This is a genomic window from Thermus tenuipuniceus, assembly GCF_002964845.1.
GTDB classification, from domain to species: domain Bacteria; phylum Deinococcota; class Deinococci; order Deinococcales; family Thermaceae; genus Thermus; species Thermus tenuipuniceus.
The window spans coordinates 35,678-53,864 of record NZ_PRDA01000015.1 but is presented as its reverse complement, the minus strand read 5'-3'; the positions used below and the strand labels follow the sequence as shown (position 1 = coordinate 53,864).

Here is an 18,187-nt window from a genome sequence, read left to right as displayed (position 1 = left end):
AGCGAATCCCAAGACCACCAGGAAGGCGTTCGCCTTCAAAAGCCCAGGATTTCTCCCCAGGGCGTGGGGGGCTTGGGGCTCACGTAGCCGGTATCCATCTGGGCCAGCTGGAGGCGGCCCGAGTACTCCTCGTTCACCGCATGCCAGTAGGTGTACTCCTCTATGACCCAAACCCCGGATTCCCGGGCCCCGTTGCCGCTCGCCTTCACCCCGCCGAAGGGCAGGTGGGCCTCTGCGCCCACGGTGGTGTTGTTGATGCTGGTCATCCCCGCCCGGATGCCCACCTTGAAGAGGTAGGCCCAGTGGCGGTGGTTGGTGTAAATGGCGCTGGATAGGCCGTAGGGCGTGGCGTTGGCCACCTCGATGGCCTCCTCGATGCCGTCCACCTTAACCAGGTTGATGGTGGGGCCGAAGATCTCCTCGGCGAACTGGCGCATGCCGGGCCTGGCCTCCCACACCGTGGGCCAGCCGTAAAGACCCGCCTCGGGGTCGCCCTGGAAGCGGGGGTAGGGGTTTTCCCGGGTGATCCGCCCTTTGCCAAAGAGCAAGGTAGCCCCATCCTCCTGCCCCCAGGTGTAGTGCTCCAGCCAGCGCTGGAACAGGCGCTCGTTGATAAAGGGACCGTAGGTGACCTCGGGGTGGAGAAGGGGGTTGCCCACCACCGTGGCCTCGGTCCTTTCCAGGAAGCGCCTTCTGAACTCGTCATAAATGGGCGCGTCCACAATGATGTTGCCCGCCGAGGTGCACCGTTGCCCCCCGGTGGCAAAGGCACTCCACCAGGCCCCTTCCACCGCCAAATCCAGATCGGCATCCCGCATCACCACCAGGGGGTTCTTTCCCCCAAGTTCCAGGGTGGGCCGGATCAGGTTCCGCCCCGCCACCTCCCCGATCCAGCGCCCCACCTTGGTGCTGCCGGTGAAGGCGAACTTGTTGAGGAGACCCTCGTCCATAAGCTCCACCAGCCACTGGCCCGTGGAGTCCTTCCCCCCTCCAAAGACCACGTTGATGACCCCAGGAGGGAGGCCCGCCTCCTCAAAGAGCTTGACGAAAATATAGGAAAGAACCGGGGAGTCATCGGAAGGCTTCCAGACCACGGTGTTGCCCGCAAGGACCGCAGGGATCAGTTTCCAGCTGGGCACGGCGATGGGGAAGTTGCCGGCGGTGATCATCCCCACCACCCCCAAAGGCCTGCGGAAGGTGAAGAGCTCCTTGTTCCGCATCTCGCTGGGCACGGTCTGGCCATAGAGCCTCCGCCCCTCCGAGGCGAAGAAGATGGCGGTGTCGATGGCCTCCTGCACATCCCCCCCCGCCTCCTTGAAGGTCTTCCCCACCTCCCTGACCATGAGCCGGGTCAGGGTGGGCTTCTCCCGTTCCAGGATCTTGGCCAGGTTGAAGAGGACCTGGCCCCGCACGGGCGCCGGGGTCTGGCTCCACTCCCTAAAGGCCTCCCGCGCCTTTAGGGCGGCCTTCCTCAGGGTTTCCTTGGCGCCCTCGGGAAAGCGGGCCACCAGGTCCTCCTGGTCCGAGGGGTTCCGTCTCTCCAAAACCTCCCCCTCAAAGACCTCCTCCCCTCCGATGAGATGCCCAAACTCCAGGGTGTTCCCGTACTTGCTGGGAAAGACCTTCATGGCAACCTCCAAGGGGATTTTACCCCTGGCCGAACTTGGCCTTGAGGGCCCTTAGGGTGGCCGGGGGCACCAGCTTGGACACATCCCCCCCGTAGCGGGCAATCTCCTTCACCATGGTGCTGGACACAAAGGAGTACCGGGTGGCGGCCAGGATGAAAAGGGTTTCCAAGCCCGGCAAAAGCTGGCGGTTCAGGTGGGCCATCTGGAGCTCGTACTCGTAGTCGGAAACCGCCCTTAGACCCTTGACGATGGCCTGGGCACCCACCCGCTTTACGAAATCCACCAAAAGGCCGGAAAAGGTGTGAGCCTCCACATTCGGCAGGTGGGCGGTAGCCTCCCGCACGATGTTGAGTCGCTCCTCGGCGGTGAAGAGGTACTGCCCGCGCTTGTTGGGATTCTCCAACACCGCCACCGTGACCCGGTCAAAGAGGCGGCTTGCCCGCTGGATCACGTCCAAATGCCCATTGGTTAGGGGGTCAAAGCTTCCCGGATAGACCACATGCATCTAAGCCTCCACCAGGGTGAGGGCATTTTCCCCGTAAACCCGCCGTTCCCCGAAGGGAAGATGCAGGTCCTTGGGGTGTTGCAGGATGTAAAGCCCTCCCTTCTCCACCAGGCCGCTTTCCAGGAGGGCCTGGAAGGCCTGAACGAGATCCAGGGAGTAGGGAGGGGCCATGAAGGCCACGGTGTAGCGCTCGCCCCGAGCCTTGGCCTCCGGCAGAAAAACCTCCACGGGAAGGGGAACGATCTGCGCCCTTAGCCCCGTGTGGCGGAGGTTTTCCTTAAGAAGGGCCACCGCTTCCTGGTCCTTCTCCACCAGGGTGGCCTCAAAACCCTCGCTGGCCGCCTCGAGGCCCACCGCCCCGCTTCCCGCATACAGGTCCAGGAACCGGCCCCGCTTGGGGTAGCGGAGGCGAAGGTAGTCAAAAAGGGCCTTTCTCAGGCGCACCGGGGAGGGCCTGGCCGAAGCCGGCACCTTCAGTGGCACCCCCTTGGCCTTGCCGCCCAGGATCCTCACCACGTTTCCTAGCTTAAAGCTCCTGGACCAGGCGGCAAAGCCTGTCCACCCCACCGGAAACCTCTTCCAGGGTGATGAGAAGGTCCAGGTGGGCCAAGGTGGTGGCCCGGCTTTCCGCCCGGCCGCTCTCCAAACGGCTCAGGTGCGCCCGGCGCAGGCGATCCAGAAAGGCCGCCACCTCCCTTTCCTCAGACACAACCCCCTGGGCCAAGGCCTTATCCCCCGTGGCCAAGGCAGCCGCCATGCGCTCTAAGCGGCCTAGCACCAGCCTCCCCGCCTCTAAAAGGTCCTCCTTGCCTTCCGGGCTAAAGGTGAGGCCCTGGGCCCAAAGCTTCGCCGTCTGGCGCACCACCCGGCGCACCAGATCCCCGAGGTGCTCAAGCTCGCTGGCCGCCACGAAGAACCGCACCGCCCGCTCGTCCCGGGTGCGGGTGGAAAGCTCGGCGGTATAGAGGACCACCTCCCGGGTAAGCCGGTCCACCTTGTCCTCCAGCGCCTCGAGCTCCGCCTCGCCCCCTTCCTCCTGGGCCAGGATCCGCACCGCCCGCGCCAGCATGTTCCGCACAGCATCCGCCACCCGGCCAAGCTCCCGTTGCACCAGGGCGTAGGCCAGGCTAGGGGTTTCCAAGGCCTCGGGGGAAAGGTACTTGGGGCTTACGGTACGGCGGGGAAAGAGACCTTCGGTAAGGCGCAGGTAACGCCCCTGGAGGGGAAGAAAGGCTATGGCGTAGGCCAGGTGGCTTAGGAGGTGGAGCCCCACCACCCCCACCCCCCCAAGCGGCCCAAGCAGAAGCAAAAAGGGCAGGGAAAAGAGAAAGCGATGCCCCAAAAGGGCCACCCCCAAAGGCCATCCCTCCCGCCTACCCCCCAAGGCCGCCAGAAAAAGGGCTCCCGAAACCCCCACCCCCGCCCCCAGGGTCAAGGCCATGCTGCCCTCCTGTCCCCAAAAGGGCATAAGAGCAAGGGCCAAGGCCGCCACCCCGTTGGCGGTTCCCAGGAAAAAGGCCAGGACGATCCCCACCAGGTACAGGGCCCATGGACCCGGATTCAGAAGGCTCAAAAGGGGCGCAAAAGCCTTGGCCCCCTGGCCCATCTCCAAAAAGCCCAGGAAAAGAAGACCCAAGCCCAAAAGGACCAGCCCGCCGCTTCGGCTTCCCCGGAAGAGGAAAAGAGGGAGGCCCAGAGCCAGCAGGACCTCAGCCACCTCCCTTTGCGCCAGGGCCACCACCCCCACCCAGGCGCTGGCCCCAGCGGTGGCGGCCAGGGAAAGGAGGGTGGCCTGCCCCAGGGAGAAGATTCCCCCTTCCAACAGCCCCAGGGCCAGGAGGGAAAGGCCGGTGCCGCTACCCGAAAAAAGCCCCAGGAGAAGACCGGAAAGCAGAAGGCTCCCTGGCCTGGAGAAGGCCCGGGCCAGCAAGTACCTCCTCCCCTTTACCGAGGCAAGCCCTTCTCCGATCAGATGCAACCCCAAAAGCAGAAGGGCAAGGCCCGCTAGAAAGCCCACGGGAGGAGTATACGAAAAACCGGCCCGAAGGCCGGCCTTCTGGTCGGGGAGACTGGATTTGAACCAGCGACCCCCTCGTCCCGAACGAGGTGCGCTACCGGGCTGCGCTACTCCCCGTAGCGGAGTTCAGTATAGGGGAGGAGGGCCAAAAGGTCAAAGGGTGTTGACGGCCAAGCCCCAAGCCCCTACACTGACCCTTAACCGCGCCGGGGCGCGGCGAAAACCAGCCCGTTCTCTTATCCAGAGCGGTGGAGGGTACGGCCCTGTGAAACCGCGGCAACCTCCCATCCCTTCCGTTTCATGGCCGGATGCGGGTGGGGCTGGTGCCAAGGCCGGCCCGGGTGGGGGAAACGCCCGGGGACGATAAGAGAGGGGGGTAAGCGCCACGCCCAACCCCTTCTAGGCGAGAGAACGGTGCCCCTGCACTTCCCGCCAGAAGGGGCCTTCTTATTGGCCCCTTCCAAGCGCCCCCGGCAGGTTCTTGGAAAGGAGGCCAAGGATGCGCTTTGAAACCTTGCAGCTCCACGCCGGCTACGAGCCCGAACCCACCACCTTAAGCCGCCAGGTGCCCATCTACCCCACCGCCAGCTACCTTTTCCAGAGTCCCGAGCACGCCGCCAATCTCTTCGCCTTGAAGGAGTTCGGGAACATCTATAGCCGCATCATGAACCCCACGGTGGAGGTGCTGGAACGGCGTCTGGCGGCCCTCGAGGGGGGTAAGGCGGCCCTGGCCACCTCTTCGGGCCACGCCGCTCAGTTCCTGGCCCTCACCACCCTGGCCCAGGCGGGGGACAACATCGTTTCCACCCCGAACCTTTACGGAGGAACCTTTAACCAGTTCAAGGTAACCCTGAAGCGGCTTGGGATTGAGGTGCGCTTCACCTCCCGGGAGGAACGCCCGGAGGAGTTTTTGGCCCTCACCGACGAAAGGACCCGGGCCTGGTGGGTGGAGTCCATCGGCAACCCCGCCCTGAACATCCCGGACCTCGAGGCCCTGGCCCAAGCCGCCCGGGAAGTGGGGGTGGCCCTTCTTGTGGACAACACCTTCGGCATGGGAGGCTACCTCCTCAGGCCCTTGGAATGGGGGGCGGCGGTGGTGACCCATTCCCTCACCAAGTGGGTGGGAGGGCACGGGGCGGTGATCGCCGGGGGCATCGTGGACGGGGGGCACTTCCCCTGGGATAACGGCCGCTACCCCCTTCTCACCGAGCCCCAGCCCGGGTACCACGGCCTCAGGCTGGTGGAGGCCTTTGGGAACTTGGCCTTCATCGTAAAGGCCCGGGTGGATGGGCTTCGCGACCAGGGCCAGGCCTTGGGCCCCTTTGAGGCCTGGGTGGTGCTTCTCGGGATGGAAACCCTTTCCCTACGGGCCGAGCGCCACGTGGAAAACACCCTGCACCTGGCCCACTGGCTTGCGGAGCAACCCCAGGTGGCCTGGGTGAACTACCCAGGGCTCCCCCATCACCCCCACCACGCCCGCGCCCAGAAGTACTTCCGGGGGAAACCGGGAGCCGTCCTCACCTTTGGCCTGAAGGGAGGGTACGAGGCCGCCAAGCGCTTCATCTCCCGCCTCAAGCTCATCTCCCACCTGGCCAACGTGGGGGATACCCGTACCCTGGCCATCCACCCCGCCTCCACCACCCACTCCCAGCTCTCCCCGGAGGAGCAGGCCCTGGCGGGGGTTTTGCCGGAGATGGTGCGCTTGAGCGTGGGCCTCGAGCACGTGAACGACTTGAAAGCGGAGCTTAAGGAGGCCCTGGCATGAGCGAGATCGCCCTGGAAACCTGGGGGGAGCATGAGGCCCTCATCCTCAAGCCTCCCCGCTCCCCCCTTTCCATCCCCCCTCCTAGGCCCCGCACCGCCGTTCTCTTCCCCAGGCGGGAAGGGTTTTACACCGAGCTTGGGGGCTTCCTGCCCGAGGTGCGCCTGCGGTTTGAAACCTACGGCCGGCTTTCCCGGCTCAGGGATAACGCCGTCTTGGTCTTCCACGCCCTCACGGGAAGCGCCCACCTGGCAGGCACCTACGACGAGGCCACCTTCCAAAGCCTCTCCCCCCTGGAGAAGGCCTTCGGCCCCCAAGGGTGGTGGGATTCCCTGGTGGGCCCCGGGCGGATCCTGGACCCCGCTCTCTACTACGTGATCTCCGCCAATCACCTGGGAAGCTGCTATGGCTCCACCGGACCTCTTTCCGTAGACCCCCGCACGGGAAGGCCCTACGCCAAGGAGTTTCCTCCCCTGACCATCCGCGACCTGGCCCGGGCCCAGGCAAGGCTTTTGGACCACCTGGGGGTAGAGAAAGCCCTCGTGATCGGGGGAAGCTTAGGCGGCATGGTGGCCCTGGAATTCGCCCTCATGTATCCGGAAAGGGTGAAGAAACTGGTAGTCCTGGCCGCTCCCGCAAGGCATGGCCCCTGGGCCCGGGCCTTCAACTACCTGAGCCGCCAGGCTATCCTCCTAGACCCTGGGTACCATGCCGGTCATCCTGCCCCCAAGGGCATGGCCTTGGCCCGGGGCATCGCCATGATGAGCTACCGCGCACCCAAGGGCTTCGAAGCCCGCTGGGGCCAGGAGCCGGAAAGGGGGGAAACCTACCTGGACTACCAGGGGGAGAAGTTCCTTAAGCGCTTCCACGCGGAAAGCTACCTGGTGCTCTCCCGGGCCATGGATACCCACGATGTGGGCCGGGGAAGGGGTGGGGTGGAGGAGGCCCTGAAGCGGCTCAAAAACCTGCCCTCCCTCTTCGTGGGCATAGACACCGACCTCCTCTACCCCGCCGAGGAGTTGCGTCACGTGGCCCGCTTAAGCGGGGGAAGGTACCGGGAGATCCATAGCCCCCACGGCCACGACGCCTTCCTGATCGAAACCGACCAGGTGGAGGCCATCCTGGATTCCTTCCTGCCCTGAAGGGCCCGGCTACTTTCCCACGCAGAAATTCTGGAAAACCCGGGCCACCACCTCCTCGGAAACCCCCTTCCTGCCCCTCAAGGAAGCCAAGGCCTTGAGGGCCTCCTCGAGGGCCAATCCCATGAGGTCCTCCGGGAGGTTTTGCGCCTCCAAAAGCCTCTCCCTGGCCTGATGAAGGGCCTCGATTTGACGCTCGCTCAGGAGGTACTCCCCTCCCCCCTTTCCCAAAAGCGCCTCCCGGATGGCCTCCTTAAGCTGGCCTAATCCCTCCCCCATCACGCTGGACACCGGGATGAACTCCGCGTCCTCCCAAAGGGGAGGTAGGTCCGCCTTGGTGGCCACCTTCAAGGTCCTTGAGGGCAAGGGAGGAGGGGGAGGCTTGGGGGCCGACCGGTCGGCCACGTAGAGCACGAGATCGGCTTCCTCGGCGATTCTTAAGGCCCTTTCCACCCCCGCCCGCTCCAGGGGATCCAAGGTGTCCCGAATCCCCGCGGTGTCCACCGCCACCAGGGGAATACCGAAAAGCTCCAAGGGCGCTTCCAGGTAGTCCCGGGTGGTGCCGGGGATGGGGGAAACCAGGGCCCGCTCGTAGCCCAGAAGGGCGTTCAGCAGGGAGCTTTTCCCGGCGTTGGGGGCCCCGATCAGGGCTAGCCGGGCTCCCCTTTGGGCCAGGCGGGAGGAGCGGGCCTGGGCCAGGAGGGCCTCCACCTCCTCCAGCACCCCGTCGATCACCCGTCTGGCCTCGAGGGGCTCCACCCCCTCCTCGGGATAGTCCAGAAGGGCCTGGATGTGGGCAAGAAGGGAAAGAAGCCTATCCTCCAAGGCGGCGATTTTACGGGAGAAGCCCCCCTCGAGGCTCCTCAAGGCCTGACGGCGGGCCAGGTCCCCTTCCGCCTCCACCAGGGCCAAAACCGCTTCTGCCTGCGCCAGGTCCAGCTTCCCGTTCATGTAGGCCCGGAAGGTGAACTCCCCAGGACCGGCCAGCCGGGCCCCCGCCTTCACCAGGGCCTCCAGGACCCGCCGGAGCACCGCCGGGGAGCCGTGGGTGTGGAACTCGCAGGCATCCTCCCCCGTGTAGGAGCGGGGGGCCCGGAAGACCAGGAGGAGGGCCTGGTCCAGCACCTCCCCGGTTTCCGGGTCCACCACCTCCCCCAGGGTAAAGCGCCCCCCTTTCAGCCTCCTGGGGTCCTTCCCCCGCCACACCCGGCTTGCCACCTCCAAGGCTCCCTCCCCGGAAAGCCGCACCACCCCGATGGCCCCCTTGCCCAAGGGAGTGGCGATGGCACAGATGGGTTCCTTAAGGGTCATGGGCTAGAGGGCTTTCGCCAGGGCCTCGAGGGTCATGGCCACCTCTTCTTCCCCGTGGAGAATGGAGAGGAAGGCTGCCTCGAAGTTGGAGGGGGGCCAGTACACCCCCTGGTCCAGTAGGCCGTGGAAGAAGCGCCTAAAAAGCTCGGTGTCGGTCCTTTTGGCCTCGGCGAAGGTGCGCACTGGCCCTTCCGTGAAGAAGACGGTGAGCATGGAGCCCACCCGGTTCACCGCGTGGGGGATGCCCTTGCGGGAGAGAATAGCCTTGAGCCCTGCCTCCAGCTTCGCCCCCACCTCCTCCAGGCGGGCGTAGTAGTCGGGGTTCTTTTCCAAAATCTCCAGGGTGGCCAGGCCCGCGGCCATGGCCAGGGGGTTTCCCGAAAGCGTCCCCGCCTGGTACACCGGGCCCAGGGGGGCCACCTTCTCCATGACCTCCCGCCTCCCCCCGTAGGCCGCCGCAGGTAGCCCCCCGCCCAGGATCTTCCCCAGGGTGACCAGGTCGGGCTTGAGGCCGAGCCGCTCCGTGGCCCCACCGAAGGCCAGGCGAAAGCCCGTCATCACCTCGTCGGCGATGAGGAGGATTCCGTACTCCCGGGCCTGGTGCAAGGCCTCGAGGAACTCCTCCGTGGGGATAAGGACCCCAGCGTTGCCCACCACCGGCTCAAAGATGATGGCGGCGATCTCCTCGCCCCGCTCCTTCAGAAGGGCGCGGAGGGCCTCGGGGTCGTTGTACTCTAGGACCAGGGTAAGCCGGGCGTACTCTCGGGGCACCCCGGCGCTGGAGGGTACGCCCAGGGTAAGGGCCCCACTTCCCGCCTCCACCAGAAGCCCGTCCGCGTGCCCGTGGTAGTTGCCCCGGAACTTCACGATGTAGGGCCTGCCCGTGTACCCCCGGGCCAGGCGCAAGGCGCTCATGGTGGCCTCGGTTCCCGAGCTGACGAAGCGCACCAGCTCCAGCGCTGGGTAGGCCCGCTTCACCGCCTTGGCCAGCTCCACCTCCAAAGGGTGAGGGGCCCCAAAGGTGAAGCCCTGGGCGGCCACCTCCTGGATCCTCCGCACCACCTCCGGGTGGGCGTGGCCCAGGATGAGGGGGCCCCAGCTCAGGACGTAGTCCAGGTAGCGGTTCCCGTCGGCATCCCACACGTAGGCCCCCTCCCCCCGCACCAGGAAGGGAGGGGTGCCCCCCACGGCCTTGAAGGCCCGCACCGGGCTACTGACCCCGCCCGGGATGTGCTTTTGTGCCTCGGCGAAAAGCCCCTCGGAAAGAGGACGTTCCATACCCCCACTTTACCAGGGGGCAGGGCACCGACCCGGGCTCAAGGGCGCATGGGTCGGAGGCCCAGGGCCTCGAGGCGGGCCAAAAAGGGCCTCACGTCCAGAGCACCCACGTGGAGGAGGACCCGGAAGCCCAAGCCCCCGACCTCCCGGAAAAGGTGCAGGCCCACCAGGGGCGTGCCCGTTGCCTCCAGGGCCCGAAACACCTCTCCAAGGCGCGGCAAATCCGGCACCAGAAGGTCCAGGCGGGTGGCAGGAGCCTTGGGGCGGAGAAGTTCTAAAAGGCCGCGCAGGAGATCATAGGCGGTCACCAGGCCCAAGAGGGTTTCCCCCTCCACCACAGGCAAGGCCCCTAACCGGGCGGCCTCCAGGCGAAAGGCGGCTTCCTCCAAAGGCTCCTCGGGATGGGCCTGGGGAAAGGGTTGCAGGAAGCGGACCACGGGGGCCTGGGGATCCGCCCGCAAGTGCCCGGGAGCCCAAGGGGCCAGAGGCAGGCGAAGCTGCCGCTCGCCCACAAGGCCCAAGTACCGCTCCCCCTCCACCACCGGCAGGTAACGGACGCCCGTCTGGACCAAGAGGCGGTGGGCCTCCCCCAGGGAGGTGCGGGGCGAGGCCACGACCAGGTGGGTGCGCATCAGGTCTTTAAGGGTCAGTCCACCAGGCGGCCCCCAGCTCATGGGTTTATGATGCGTAAGTAGTGGCCAATTGTCAAGGTTTCCTCTTACACTAGGCCATTACTACATGAATGCAAAGCCGAATTGTTGCCAAAACCTCGTTCTGCCTGAATCCACACCCTGCCCACCCACAACCCACCCGTTCCGGCATCTCCTCCGGAGAAAGGGAAGTATCCCCAAAGAGCAACCGCTCCCTCGAGCCCATGAGGCGTACCCCGCTCAGTGGGTTAGCACCCGACGCAAAGCGGCGAGCACCCTCTTGGCGCTCGGGCGGTAGTGGTGTTCAATGGCGCTGAAGGGGGGATAGGGGGCGTCGTACCCCGCCACCCGCACCACGGGTGCCTGGAGGTAATCGATGGCCCCTTCGGCGATGCGGGCGGCGATCTCGGCCCCGAAGCCCCCGGTGCGCATGGCCTCGTAAACCACCACCGCACGGCCGGTTTCCCGAACGGCTTCCAGAAGAGTGTCCTCGTCCAGGGGCACCAGGGTCTCCAGGTCCACCACCAAGACCTCTACACCCTCCCGAGCCGCCACCTCCGCCGCCTCCAGCATCACCTCCACCATGCCCCCGTAACCGATCAGGGTGGCGTGCTTCCCTTCCCGCACCACCCGGGCCCTGCCCAGGGGGAGGGTATAGTAGCCCTCCGGCACCTCCGCCCGTGCCCCCCGGTAGAGCTTGATGGCCTCCAGGAAGAAGACCGGGTCCTCGTCCTCGATGGCGGAAAGGAGGAGCCCTTTGGCCCTTTCGGGGCTCGAGGGAATCACCACCTTAACCCCAGGGGTATGGGCCAGAAGGGCTTCAGGGGAGTCCGCATGCTGCTCGGGAGTATGCACCCCGCCTCCATAGGGGGCCCGCACCACCACGGGCAAACCCACCCGCCCCCGGGAGCGGTGGCGCCAGCGGCCCAGGTGGGAGAGGATCTGGTCCAGGGCGGGGTAAAGGAAGCCCGCGAACTGGATCTCGGCCACGGACCGCATCCCCCCCATAGCCAGGCCGATGGCCAGGCCCAGGATGCCGCTTTCCGCCAGGGGGGTATCGAACACCCGGCCCTCGCCGTATTTGGCCTGGAGGCCCTCCGTGACCCGAAAAACCCCCCCAAGCCGTCCCACGTCCTCCCCAAAGACCAAAACCCGCTCATCCCGAGCCAAGGCCAGGTCCAGGGCCTCGTTGATGGCCTGGACCAGGTTCAGCACCCTGGCCTTTTCCGCTACCATAGCTCCTCCACGTGTTTCCCCCGCCTCAAGGCCTCCCAAGCCCGCCGCTGGTCGAGGCCCAACCGCGCGTACACATGCTCCACGATCACCTCGGGCGTGGGCTCGGGAGCCTGGTCCGCCAGGGCCAGCTCCCGGGCAAACTCCTCCTCCAGCTCCCTTAGAAGGGCCTCCTCCAAATCTCCATCCCAAAGCCCAGCCGCTTCCAGGGCCTTGCGGAGGCGCAGGATGGGATCCTTGGAGCGCCAGGCTTCCTCCTCCTCCCGGGTGCGGTAGCGGCTCGGGTCGTCGGAGGTGGTGTGAGGAGCCAGGCGGTAGGTGAGGGCCTCGAGGAGGGTGGGCCCCTCCCCCTTCCTTGCCCTTTCCACTGCCTTTTTGGCCTCCAGGTAGACGGCGAAGGCGTCGTTCCCGTCCACTACCACCCCTGGCATCCCGTACCCCTCGGCCCGCCTAGCGATGTAATCCACCCGCATCTGCTTGGCCCGGGGCACGCTGATGGCGTACTGGTTGTTCTGCACCAAGAAGATCACCGGGGCATGGAAGACCGCGGCGAAGTTCAGCCCCTCGTGGAAGTCCCCCTCGCTGGTCCCTCCGTCCCCGATGGAGGTGGCCACCACCCAGTCCTCCCCCCGGTACCGCCCCGCCAGGGCCAGGCCCACCGCCTGGGGAATCTGGGTGGCGATGGGGATGTAGGGGTTCACCGCCCGCACCCCCTCGGGGAAGCGCCAGCCCGCGGGGTGGGCCCGCCAGTAAAGGATCAGGACGTGGATGGGGAGCCCCCGGGCCAGGAGCAGGGCGGACTCCCGGTAGCTGGGCACCACCCAGTCCCTATCCCCCAAGGCCAGGGCTACCCCCACCTGGGCCGCCTCCTGTCCCATGAAGGGGGCGTAGACCCCAAGCCGCCCCTGCCGCTGGAGGAGGAGGGCCTTCTCGTCAAAAAACCGAGCCCGGCGCATGGCCCGGTAAAGGGCGAGAGCCTCCCCTTCGCTTAGGGGGAACTCCTCCTTGTCCAGGTACTGGACCACTTTGAGCTTCACGCTGGCGAGTTTACCACACGGGCCAAGCGCTCCAGGGCTAGGGATAACTCTTCCTCGGTCTTGCAGAAGGCAAAGCGGAAGAGGTAGGGGGGCGGGTCCTCCCGGTAGAAGGCCGAAGCCGGGATCAGGGCCACCCGGGCCGCCTCCACCAACCGGAAGGCGTCCCACCCCGGAAGCTCGGCCATGAGGAAGTAGGTGCCTTCGGGCTCATAGGCCTTGAGGCCCATGGACCTGAGCCCAGAAAGGAGCAGATCCCGCCTTTTCCGGTAGCTCTCCCGCAAGGCCTCGTAGAACCCTTCCCTGCGACCCAACCTCAGGGCCTCCGCCACCCCCGCCTGCAGGGGGCTTGGGGCGGAGAAGCTGGTCCATTGGCGCATCCCCGCCAGGGCGGGCATGAACCCCTTGGGCCCCACGATCCAGCCCACCCGGTAACCGGTGGCCTCGAGGCGCTTCCCCGCGCTTCCCACGGTGAAGGTGCGCTCAGGGGCAAACTCCCTTAAGCGGGGCGGCCTTTCCCCGAAGTAGAGCTCGTCATAGACCTCATCGGAAACCAGGAAAAGGTCGTGCCTCTGGGCCAGGGCCGCCAGGGCCCTGAGCTCCTTCTCCTGGTGGAAGACCAAGCCCGTGGGGTTCATGGGTGTGTTCAGAAGGAGGACCCGGGTGCGGGGGGTGATGGCCTCCTCCAGGGCCCTGAGGTCCAGGCGAAACCCCACCTCCTCCAGGGGCAGGCGCACCAGCCTGGCCTGGGCCCCCGCCAAAAAGGCATCGGGAAGGTAGACATCAAAAAAGGGTTCCAGCACCACCACCTCATCCCCCGGACCCACCAGGCTTTGGAGGAGCACATAAAGCGCCTCCGTGGCCCCGGAGGTGACCACCACCGCCTCAGGCTCCACGGCAAACTCCTCTGCCAAGGCCTCCCTAAGCTGGGGAAGGCCTGCAGGAGGGGCGTATTGGTCAAAACGGCCCAGGGCTTTTTGCACCGCCTCGAGGAGGAAGGCAGGCGGTGGGTTGGAGGGAAAACCCTGGCCCAGGTTCACCGCCTGAAGCCTGGCCGCCAGCTGGCTCATCTTGGGAAAGATGCTCTCCCGGGCAGCCTGGGTGCGGGGATGTAGGCGCATAGGTAAAGGGTAGCCCAAAGCCTCCCTTGGCTCAACCGGCGATCCTGAGGAGGCTTAAAAAGCTTTCCAGCTCCAGGCTGGCCCCGCCCACCAGTCCCCCGTCCACGTTGGGCATGGAAAGGAGATCGGTGAAGTTCTTGGGGTTCACGCTCCCACCGTAAAGGATGCGGACCCGATCCGCAAACCCCCTTCCGTAAAGCTCAGCCAGGGCCTGCCGGATGGCCCGGTGCATGGCCTCGGCATCCTCGGGGGTGGCGTTCCGCCCGGTGCCGATGGCCCAGACGGGCTCGTAGGCGACGACCAAGGCCTCAGGACCCGGGGGGTTCACCCCCTCGAGGCTCCCCTTGAGCTGCGCCAGGGTGTAGGGCACCGCCTCCCCCCTTTCCCGCACCTCCAGGGGCTCCCCCACGCAAAGGATGGGGGTAACCCCCTCCTCCAAAAGCCTCCTGGCCTTCTCCGCCACCAGGGCATCCGTCTCGTGGTGGTAGCGCCGCCTCTCCGAGTGCCCCACGATGGTGTAGCGGCACCCCAGATCGGAAAGCATCCGGGCGGAAACCTCCCCCGTATAGGCGCCTTCCCGGTGGGGGGAGACATCCTGGGCCCCGTAGGCCACCTGGGTACCGGAAAGCACCTCCTTAGCCACGGAAAGCATGGGAAAGGCAGGCAGCACCACCACCTCGGACTCTAAAGGAGGCAGAAGCCTCTTGAGCTCAGCAAGCCAGACCCGGGCTTCCGAGGGTACCTTGTGCATCTTCCAGTTTCCCGCCACCAAAACCCTGCGCATGCCGCCATCCTACAGGAAAACCCCGCCCCACGGGGCGGGGCCGGATTAGGTTTTCCTACTCCAGGACCTCAATCCCCGGGAGGGTGCCCTTCTCCAGGTACTCGAGGCTCGCCCCACCCCCGGTGGAAACATGGCTAAACCGGTCCTTGAGGCCCAAGCGGTTCACCGCCGCCACGGAGTCGCCCCCTCCCACCACGGTGAAGGCTCCCTCCAAGGCCGCCACCGCACGGCCCACCGCCAAGGTGCCCTCGTCGAAGGGCGGCACCTCAAAGACCCCCATGGGTCCATTCCAGAAGACCGTTCTGGCCCCCTTCAAGGCCTCGGCGAAGGCCTCCTGGGTCTTAGGCCCGATGTCCAAGCCCATATAGGGCACGGGAATGGCATCCGCGGGGAAGGTGCGGGTTTCCACTCCGGCCTCAATCCGCTCCGCCGCCACCACATCCACGGGCAGGTGCACCCTCACCCCCAAGGACTCCGCCCGCTTCAGGAGGTCTTTGGCCAGATCCAGCCGGTCCTCCTCCACCAAGCTCTTCCCCACCTCGCCTCCCAGGGCCTTGATGAAGGTAAAGGCCATGGCCCCGCCGATGAAAAGGCGGTCTATGCGGGGCAGGAGGTTCTCTATGACCCCGATCTTGTCGGAAACCTTGGCCCCGCCGATGACCACCGCATAGGGCTTCTCCGGATCCCGGAGGAGCCGGGAAAGCGCCTTCACCTCCTTTTCCATGAGGAGGCCGGCAAAGGAGGGGAGAAGCCTCGCCACCCCCACCACGCTGGCGTGGGCCCGGTGGGCGCTCCCAAAGGCATCCAGGACAAAGGCCTCCCCCAGCCGGGCGTAGCGGGCGGCAAGATCGGGGTCGTTCTTCTCCTCCCCTGGCTCGAAGCGCACGTTTTCCAGGAGGGCCACCTCCCCCGGGGCCAGGGCCTGTACCGCCTGGTGCGCCTGGTCGGAACCGGGGCTGTGCGGCACGAAACGGACGCCGAAAAGATACCGGCCCAAGGCCTCCGCCACCGGGGCCAGGGAGTACCTGGGGTCCACCCCCTTGGGCCGGCCCAGGTGGGAAAGAAGCACCAGGGAGGCCCCGGCCTCGAGGAGGTGGCGCAGGGTGGGAAGGCTTTCCTGGATTCGGGTCTCGTCCTGCACTACGCCCTCCTTGATGGGGACGTTGTAGTCCACCCGCACCAGGATGCGCTTGCCTCGAGCGTCGAGGTCCTTAAGGGTACGCATCTAAGCCCCCCGCTTCAGCACCAGTTCCACCAGGTCCGCCACCCGGTTGGAGTAGCCCCACTCGTTGTCGTACCAGGCAAAGACCTTCACCAGGTTGCCCAAGGCCTTGGTGAGCTTGCCGTCCACAATGGAGGAGTGGGGATCCATGACGATGTCCTGAAGCACGATCTCGTCCTCAGTGTAGGCCAGGATCCCCTTCAAGGACCCCTCGGCGGCCGCCTTGAGGGCGGCGTTCACCTCCTCGGCGGTCACTTCCCGCTTGAGCACCGCGGTGATGTCGGAGATGCTCCCCGTGGCCGTGGGCACCCGCAAAGCGCTCCCGTCAAAACGACCCTTCAAGGAGGGAAGCACCAAGGCGGTGGCCTTGGCGGCCCCGGTAGTGGTGGGGATGATGTTGATGGCCGCTGCCCGCGCCCGGCGCAGGTCCTTATGGGGTAGGTCCAGGACCCGCTGGTCGTTGGTGTAGGAGTGAACGGTGGTCATGAGGGCCTTCTCCACGCCAAAGGCCTCCTCCAAAACCTTCATCACCGGGGCCAGGGAGTTGGTGGTGCAGGAGGCGTTGGAGATGATGTGGTGCCTGGCCGGGTCGTACTGCTCGTGGTTCACCCCCATGACGATGGTGATGTCCTCCCCTTTGGCCGGGGCGGTGATGATGACCTTCTTGGCTCCCGCCTCGAGGTGGGCCTTGGCCTTGTCGGCATCGGTGAACACCCCCGTGGACTCGATGACCACGTCCACGCCCAGGCTTCCCCAGGGCAGCTCCTTGGGATCCTTGATGGCGGTGGCCCGGATGGCCTTGCCATCCACGTAAATGTTCTCGTCATCGTACCCCACCTCGCCGGGGAAGCGGCGGTAGATGGAATCGTACTTCAGCAGATGGGCTAGGGTCTTGTTGTCGGTCAGGTCGTTGATAAGGGCTACCTCCACGCCCCGTCCATGGAGAATGCGGAAAACCTGGCGGCCGATTCTGCCGAATCCATTGATGCCTACCTTCATAGCTTACCTCCCAGCATGGCTCCTCGCCCCCTTGCCGTAGGGGTTTAGAGCTATGGCTTCAGTATACCGGCTTTTTCATAAGTGACTGATGGCACTTGGCTTAAGCAAACCTTCCCCCTTGATCCGTCAACCCTAAGCCCATACAATTGGTTGACGACCACCCCGGTGGTCCAGGAGGTATGCACGATGAACACCGAAGTTCTTCCTTATACACCCCTGGTTAAGACCCTCTGGCCCCGCCGCACCCTGGCCCGGGACCTGGCCCTGATCCTAGGGGGTAGCCTCTTGGTGGCCTTGGCCGCCCGGGTCAGCATCCCCCTGCCCTTCACCCCTGTACCCATCACCGGCCAGACCCTGGCGATCCTCCTGGTGGGAGCAGCTTTGGGAAGCCGCCTTGGGTTCCTGTCCCTCTTGGCCTACCTGGCGGAAGGAGCCATGGGCCTACCCGTCTTCGCCGGGGGTACAGGGGGCTTAGCCAAGATTCTCGGCCCCACCGGGGGCTTTCTCCTGGCCTTCCCCATGGCCGCAGGCTTGGTGGGGCTACTGGTGGAGCGGTTCGGCCTGGACCGGAGCTTCCTGGGAACCCTTTTGGCCATGCTGGCGGGAAACGCCCTGCTTTACCTGGTGGGGCTTCCCTGGCTCGCCGCCTGGCTCATGGGGGCAGGAAAGTTCACCGGAACGGGTGCCCTTCTGGCCATGGGGCTTTTCCCCTTCATTCCCGGGGACCTGGTGAAGGCGGTGGTGGCGGCTTTGCTTCTGCCCTCCGCCTGGAAGGGGCTGGGAAGGCGTTAGGGTGCGGCTGGCCCTAGGGCATATCACCAAACGGGAAAGCCTCGCGGAGCTTCTTCGGGCCCTCACCCCTCTGGTTCACCAGGCTCGAGGGGAGGGGGCCCTGGCCCTTCTCCTCCCCGAGCTGATCCTGGGAAGGCGAGGGGAAGAAACCCTTCCCCAAGCCCTTAAGACCTTGGCCGAGGAAAACGGTATAGCGGTGGCAGCTGGCTTTCTCGCCCCTGGCCCCAGGAACCGGCTTGGCCTCTTCCCCCAGGGTCCCTTTTACGATAAGGTGCACCCTTACCTGGCGTTGGGCGAGGAGGGGGACGAGGGGATTGCGCCCGGGGAAGGCCCCGTGATCTGGGAGTTTCGCGACAAGCGGTTCGGGCTTGCCCTTTGCTACGACCTGGACTTCCCCGAGCTGTTTCGCAGCTATGCCTTGATGGGCGCCGAGGTCTTTTTGGTGGGCTCAGCCTGGCCCGGGGAGTACGAAGAGCTTCTCTCGGTGCTGGCCAGGGCCCGGGCCGCGGAGAATCAGGCGTACCTGCTCCTCGCCAACCGGGCGGATACGGGAAGCCCCTCCCTTGCAGTGGGCCCTGATGGGCGCCTTTTGGCCTCGAGGAAAGAGGAGGGCCTTCTTCTGGTGGACCTGGACCTGGTCTTCTTGGAGGAGTACCGCGCCCGCTACCCCATCCTCCGCCACCGCCGGCCTGAGGCTTACCGGCTCTGGTAA

17 protein-coding genes, 1 tRNA gene and 1 riboswitch are annotated in these 18,187 nt (G+C 65.8%); of the genes, 4 read left to right on the top strand and 14 right to left on the bottom strand.

Annotation, left to right across the window (positions count from 1 at the left end; genetic code table 11):
• Positions 1 to 35: 35 nt before the first annotated feature.
• From C2847_RS07845 to C2847_RS07825, 5 genes are all read right to left on the bottom strand, one after another.
• A complete protein-coding gene (locus C2847_RS07845) occupies positions 36 to 1,628 on the bottom strand; it encodes an aldehyde dehydrogenase family protein (protein ID WP_105317878.1) in 1,593 nt (530 codons plus the stop codon).
• Between the two features lie 19 nt (positions 1,629 to 1,647).
• Entirely contained in the window at positions 1,648 to 2,133 is a 486-nt protein-coding gene (coaD, locus tag C2847_RS07840) for a pantetheine-phosphate adenylyltransferase (protein ID WP_105317877.1), read from the bottom strand.
• Complete coding sequence (locus tag C2847_RS07835) at positions 2,134 to 2,649, bottom strand: RsmD family RNA methyltransferase (protein WP_105317892.1); 516 nt, start codon at positions 2,647 to 2,649, stop codon at positions 2,134 to 2,136. It abuts the gene before it with no gap.
• A 10-nt stretch (positions 2,650 to 2,659) separates the two neighbouring features.
• Complete coding sequence (locus C2847_RS07830) at positions 2,660 to 4,150, bottom strand: PhoU domain-containing protein (RefSeq protein ID WP_105317876.1); 1,491 nt, start codon at positions 4,148 to 4,150, stop codon at positions 2,660 to 2,662.
• 40 nt (positions 4,151 to 4,190) lie between these two features.
• Positions 4,191 to 4,267, bottom strand: a tRNA-Pro gene (locus C2847_RS07825).
• 116 nt (positions 4,268 to 4,383) lie between these two features.
• A riboswitch (SAM riboswitch) is annotated at positions 4,384 to 4,520 on the top strand.
• A gap of 129 nt (positions 4,521 to 4,649) precedes the next feature.
• On the opposite strand from C2847_RS07825, the gene C2847_RS07820 reads away from it, so the two are divergent.
• Positions 4,650 to 5,915: an O-acetylhomoserine aminocarboxypropyltransferase/cysteine synthase family protein gene (locus tag C2847_RS07820; RefSeq protein ID WP_105317875.1), complete on the top strand. Its 1,266-nt coding sequence runs from the start codon at positions 4,650 to 4,652 to the stop codon at positions 5,913 to 5,915.
• On the top strand, positions 5,912 to 7,054 hold the full coding sequence (gene metX, locus C2847_RS07815) for a homoserine O-acetyltransferase MetX (RefSeq protein ID WP_105317874.1): 1,143 nt from the start codon (positions 5,912 to 5,914) through the stop codon (positions 7,052 to 7,054). Before C2847_RS07820 ends, metX begins: the two co-directional genes overlap by 4 nt.
• 9 nt (positions 7,055 to 7,063) lie before the next feature.
• On the opposite strand, the gene mnmE is transcribed toward metX, so the two are convergent.
• The 9 genes from mnmE to gap all read right to left on the bottom strand — a co-directional run bounded on the left by mnmE (position 7,064) and on the right by gap (position 16,683).
• Positions 7,064 to 8,362: a tRNA uridine-5-carboxymethylaminomethyl(34) synthesis GTPase MnmE gene (gene mnmE / locus C2847_RS07810; protein ID WP_105317873.1), complete on the bottom strand. Its 1,299-nt coding sequence runs from the start codon at positions 8,360 to 8,362 to the stop codon at positions 7,064 to 7,066.
• 3 nt (positions 8,363 to 8,365) lie between these two features.
• Complete coding sequence (gene hemL / locus C2847_RS07805; RefSeq protein WP_105317872.1) at positions 8,366 to 9,640, bottom strand: glutamate-1-semialdehyde 2,1-aminomutase; 1,275 nt, start codon at positions 9,638 to 9,640, stop codon at positions 8,366 to 8,368.
• A gap of 38 nt (positions 9,641 to 9,678) precedes the next feature.
• Complete coding sequence (locus tag C2847_RS07800; RefSeq protein ID WP_244187382.1) at positions 9,679 to 10,272, bottom strand: CBS domain-containing protein; 594 nt, start codon at positions 10,270 to 10,272, stop codon at positions 9,679 to 9,681.
• Positions 10,273 to 10,530: 258 nt separating this feature from the next.
• A complete protein-coding gene (locus tag C2847_RS07795) occupies positions 10,531 to 11,526 on the bottom strand; it encodes an alpha-ketoacid dehydrogenase subunit beta (protein ID WP_105317870.1) in 996 nt (331 codons plus the stop codon).
• Positions 11,520 to 12,560 carry a pyruvate dehydrogenase (acetyl-transferring) E1 component subunit alpha gene (pdhA, locus tag C2847_RS07790; RefSeq protein ID WP_105317869.1) on the bottom strand — a complete coding sequence of 347 codons (1,041 nt, stop codon included), beginning with the start codon at positions 12,558 to 12,560 and terminating at the stop codon, positions 11,520 to 11,522. Before pdhA ends, C2847_RS07795 begins: the two co-directional genes overlap by 7 nt.
• Positions 12,557 to 13,678 carry a pyridoxal phosphate-dependent aminotransferase gene (locus C2847_RS07785; protein WP_105317868.1) on the bottom strand — a complete coding sequence of 374 codons (1,122 nt, stop codon included), beginning with the start codon at positions 13,676 to 13,678 and terminating at the stop codon, positions 12,557 to 12,559. The genes pdhA and C2847_RS07785 overlap by 4 nt, the downstream gene beginning before the upstream one ends.
• 31 nt (positions 13,679 to 13,709) lie before the next feature.
• Entirely contained in the window at positions 13,710 to 14,462 is a 753-nt protein-coding gene (gene tpiA, locus C2847_RS07780) for a triose-phosphate isomerase (RefSeq protein WP_105317867.1), read from the bottom strand.
• A 55-nt stretch (positions 14,463 to 14,517) separates the two neighbouring features.
• The gene (locus C2847_RS07775) at positions 14,518 to 15,687 is read right to left on the bottom strand and encodes a phosphoglycerate kinase (RefSeq protein WP_105317866.1); all 1,170 of its coding nucleotides are present in this window, start codon (positions 15,685 to 15,687) and stop codon (positions 14,518 to 14,520) included.
• Positions 15,688 to 16,683, bottom strand: coding sequence for a type I glyceraldehyde-3-phosphate dehydrogenase (gap, locus tag C2847_RS07770; protein ID WP_105317865.1), 996 nt, complete (start codon positions 16,681 to 16,683; stop codon positions 15,688 to 15,690).
• Between the two features lie 186 nt (positions 16,684 to 16,869).
• Between gap and C2847_RS07765 the strand changes: the two genes are divergently transcribed.
• Positions 16,870 to 17,475: a biotin transporter BioY gene (locus C2847_RS07765; protein ID WP_105317864.1), complete on the top strand. Its 606-nt coding sequence runs from the start codon at positions 16,870 to 16,872 to the stop codon at positions 17,473 to 17,475.
• 1 nt (position 17,476) lies between these two features.
• Positions 17,477 to 18,187, top strand: coding sequence for a carbon-nitrogen hydrolase family protein (locus tag C2847_RS07760; protein WP_105317863.1), 711 nt, complete (start codon positions 17,477 to 17,479; stop codon positions 18,185 to 18,187).

What these genes read in the sequence shown, in the direction of transcription:
- C2847_RS07845 (WP_105317878.1), bottom strand. Translation starts at nt 1,628, where the DNA reads ATGAAGGTCTTTCCCAGCAAGTACGGGAACACCCTGGAGTTTGGGCAT.
- coaD (WP_105317877.1), bottom strand. Translation starts at nt 2,133, where the DNA reads ATGCATGTGGTCTATCCGGGAAGCTTTGACCCCCTAACCAATGGGCAT.
- C2847_RS07820 (WP_105317875.1), top strand. Translation starts at nt 4,650, where the DNA reads ATGCGCTTTGAAACCTTGCAGCTCCACGCCGGCTACGAGCCCGAACCC.
- metX (WP_105317874.1), top strand. Translation starts at nt 5,912, where the DNA reads ATGAGCGAGATCGCCCTGGAAACCTGGGGGGAGCATGAGGCCCTCATC.
- mnmE (WP_105317873.1), bottom strand. Translation starts at nt 8,362, where the DNA reads ATGACCCTTAAGGAACCCATCTGTGCCATCGCCACTCCCTTGGGCAAG.
- hemL (WP_105317872.1), bottom strand. Translation starts at nt 9,640, where the DNA reads ATGGAACGTCCTCTTTCCGAGGGGCTTTTCGCCGAGGCACAAAAGCAC.
- C2847_RS07800 (WP_244187382.1), bottom strand. Translation starts at nt 10,272, where the DNA reads ATGCGCACCCACCTGGTCGTGGCCTCGCCCCGCACCTCCCTGGGGGAG.
- C2847_RS07795 (WP_105317870.1), bottom strand. Translation starts at nt 11,526, where the DNA reads ATGGTAGCGGAAAAGGCCAGGGTGCTGAACCTGGTCCAGGCCATCAAC.
- C2847_RS07785 (WP_105317868.1), bottom strand. Translation starts at nt 13,678, where the DNA reads ATGCGCCTACATCCCCGCACCCAGGCTGCCCGGGAGAGCATCTTTCCC.
- tpiA (WP_105317867.1), bottom strand. Translation starts at nt 14,462, where the DNA reads ATGCGCAGGGTTTTGGTGGCGGGAAACTGGAAGATGCACAAGGTACCC.
- C2847_RS07775 (WP_105317866.1), bottom strand. Translation starts at nt 15,687, where the DNA reads ATGCGTACCCTTAAGGACCTCGACGCTCGAGGCAAGCGCATCCTGGTG.
- gap (WP_105317865.1), bottom strand. Translation starts at nt 16,683, where the DNA reads ATGAAGGTAGGCATCAATGGATTCGGCAGAATCGGCCGCCAGGTTTTC.
- C2847_RS07765 (WP_105317864.1), top strand. Translation starts at nt 16,870, where the DNA reads ATGAACACCGAAGTTCTTCCTTATACACCCCTGGTTAAGACCCTCTGG.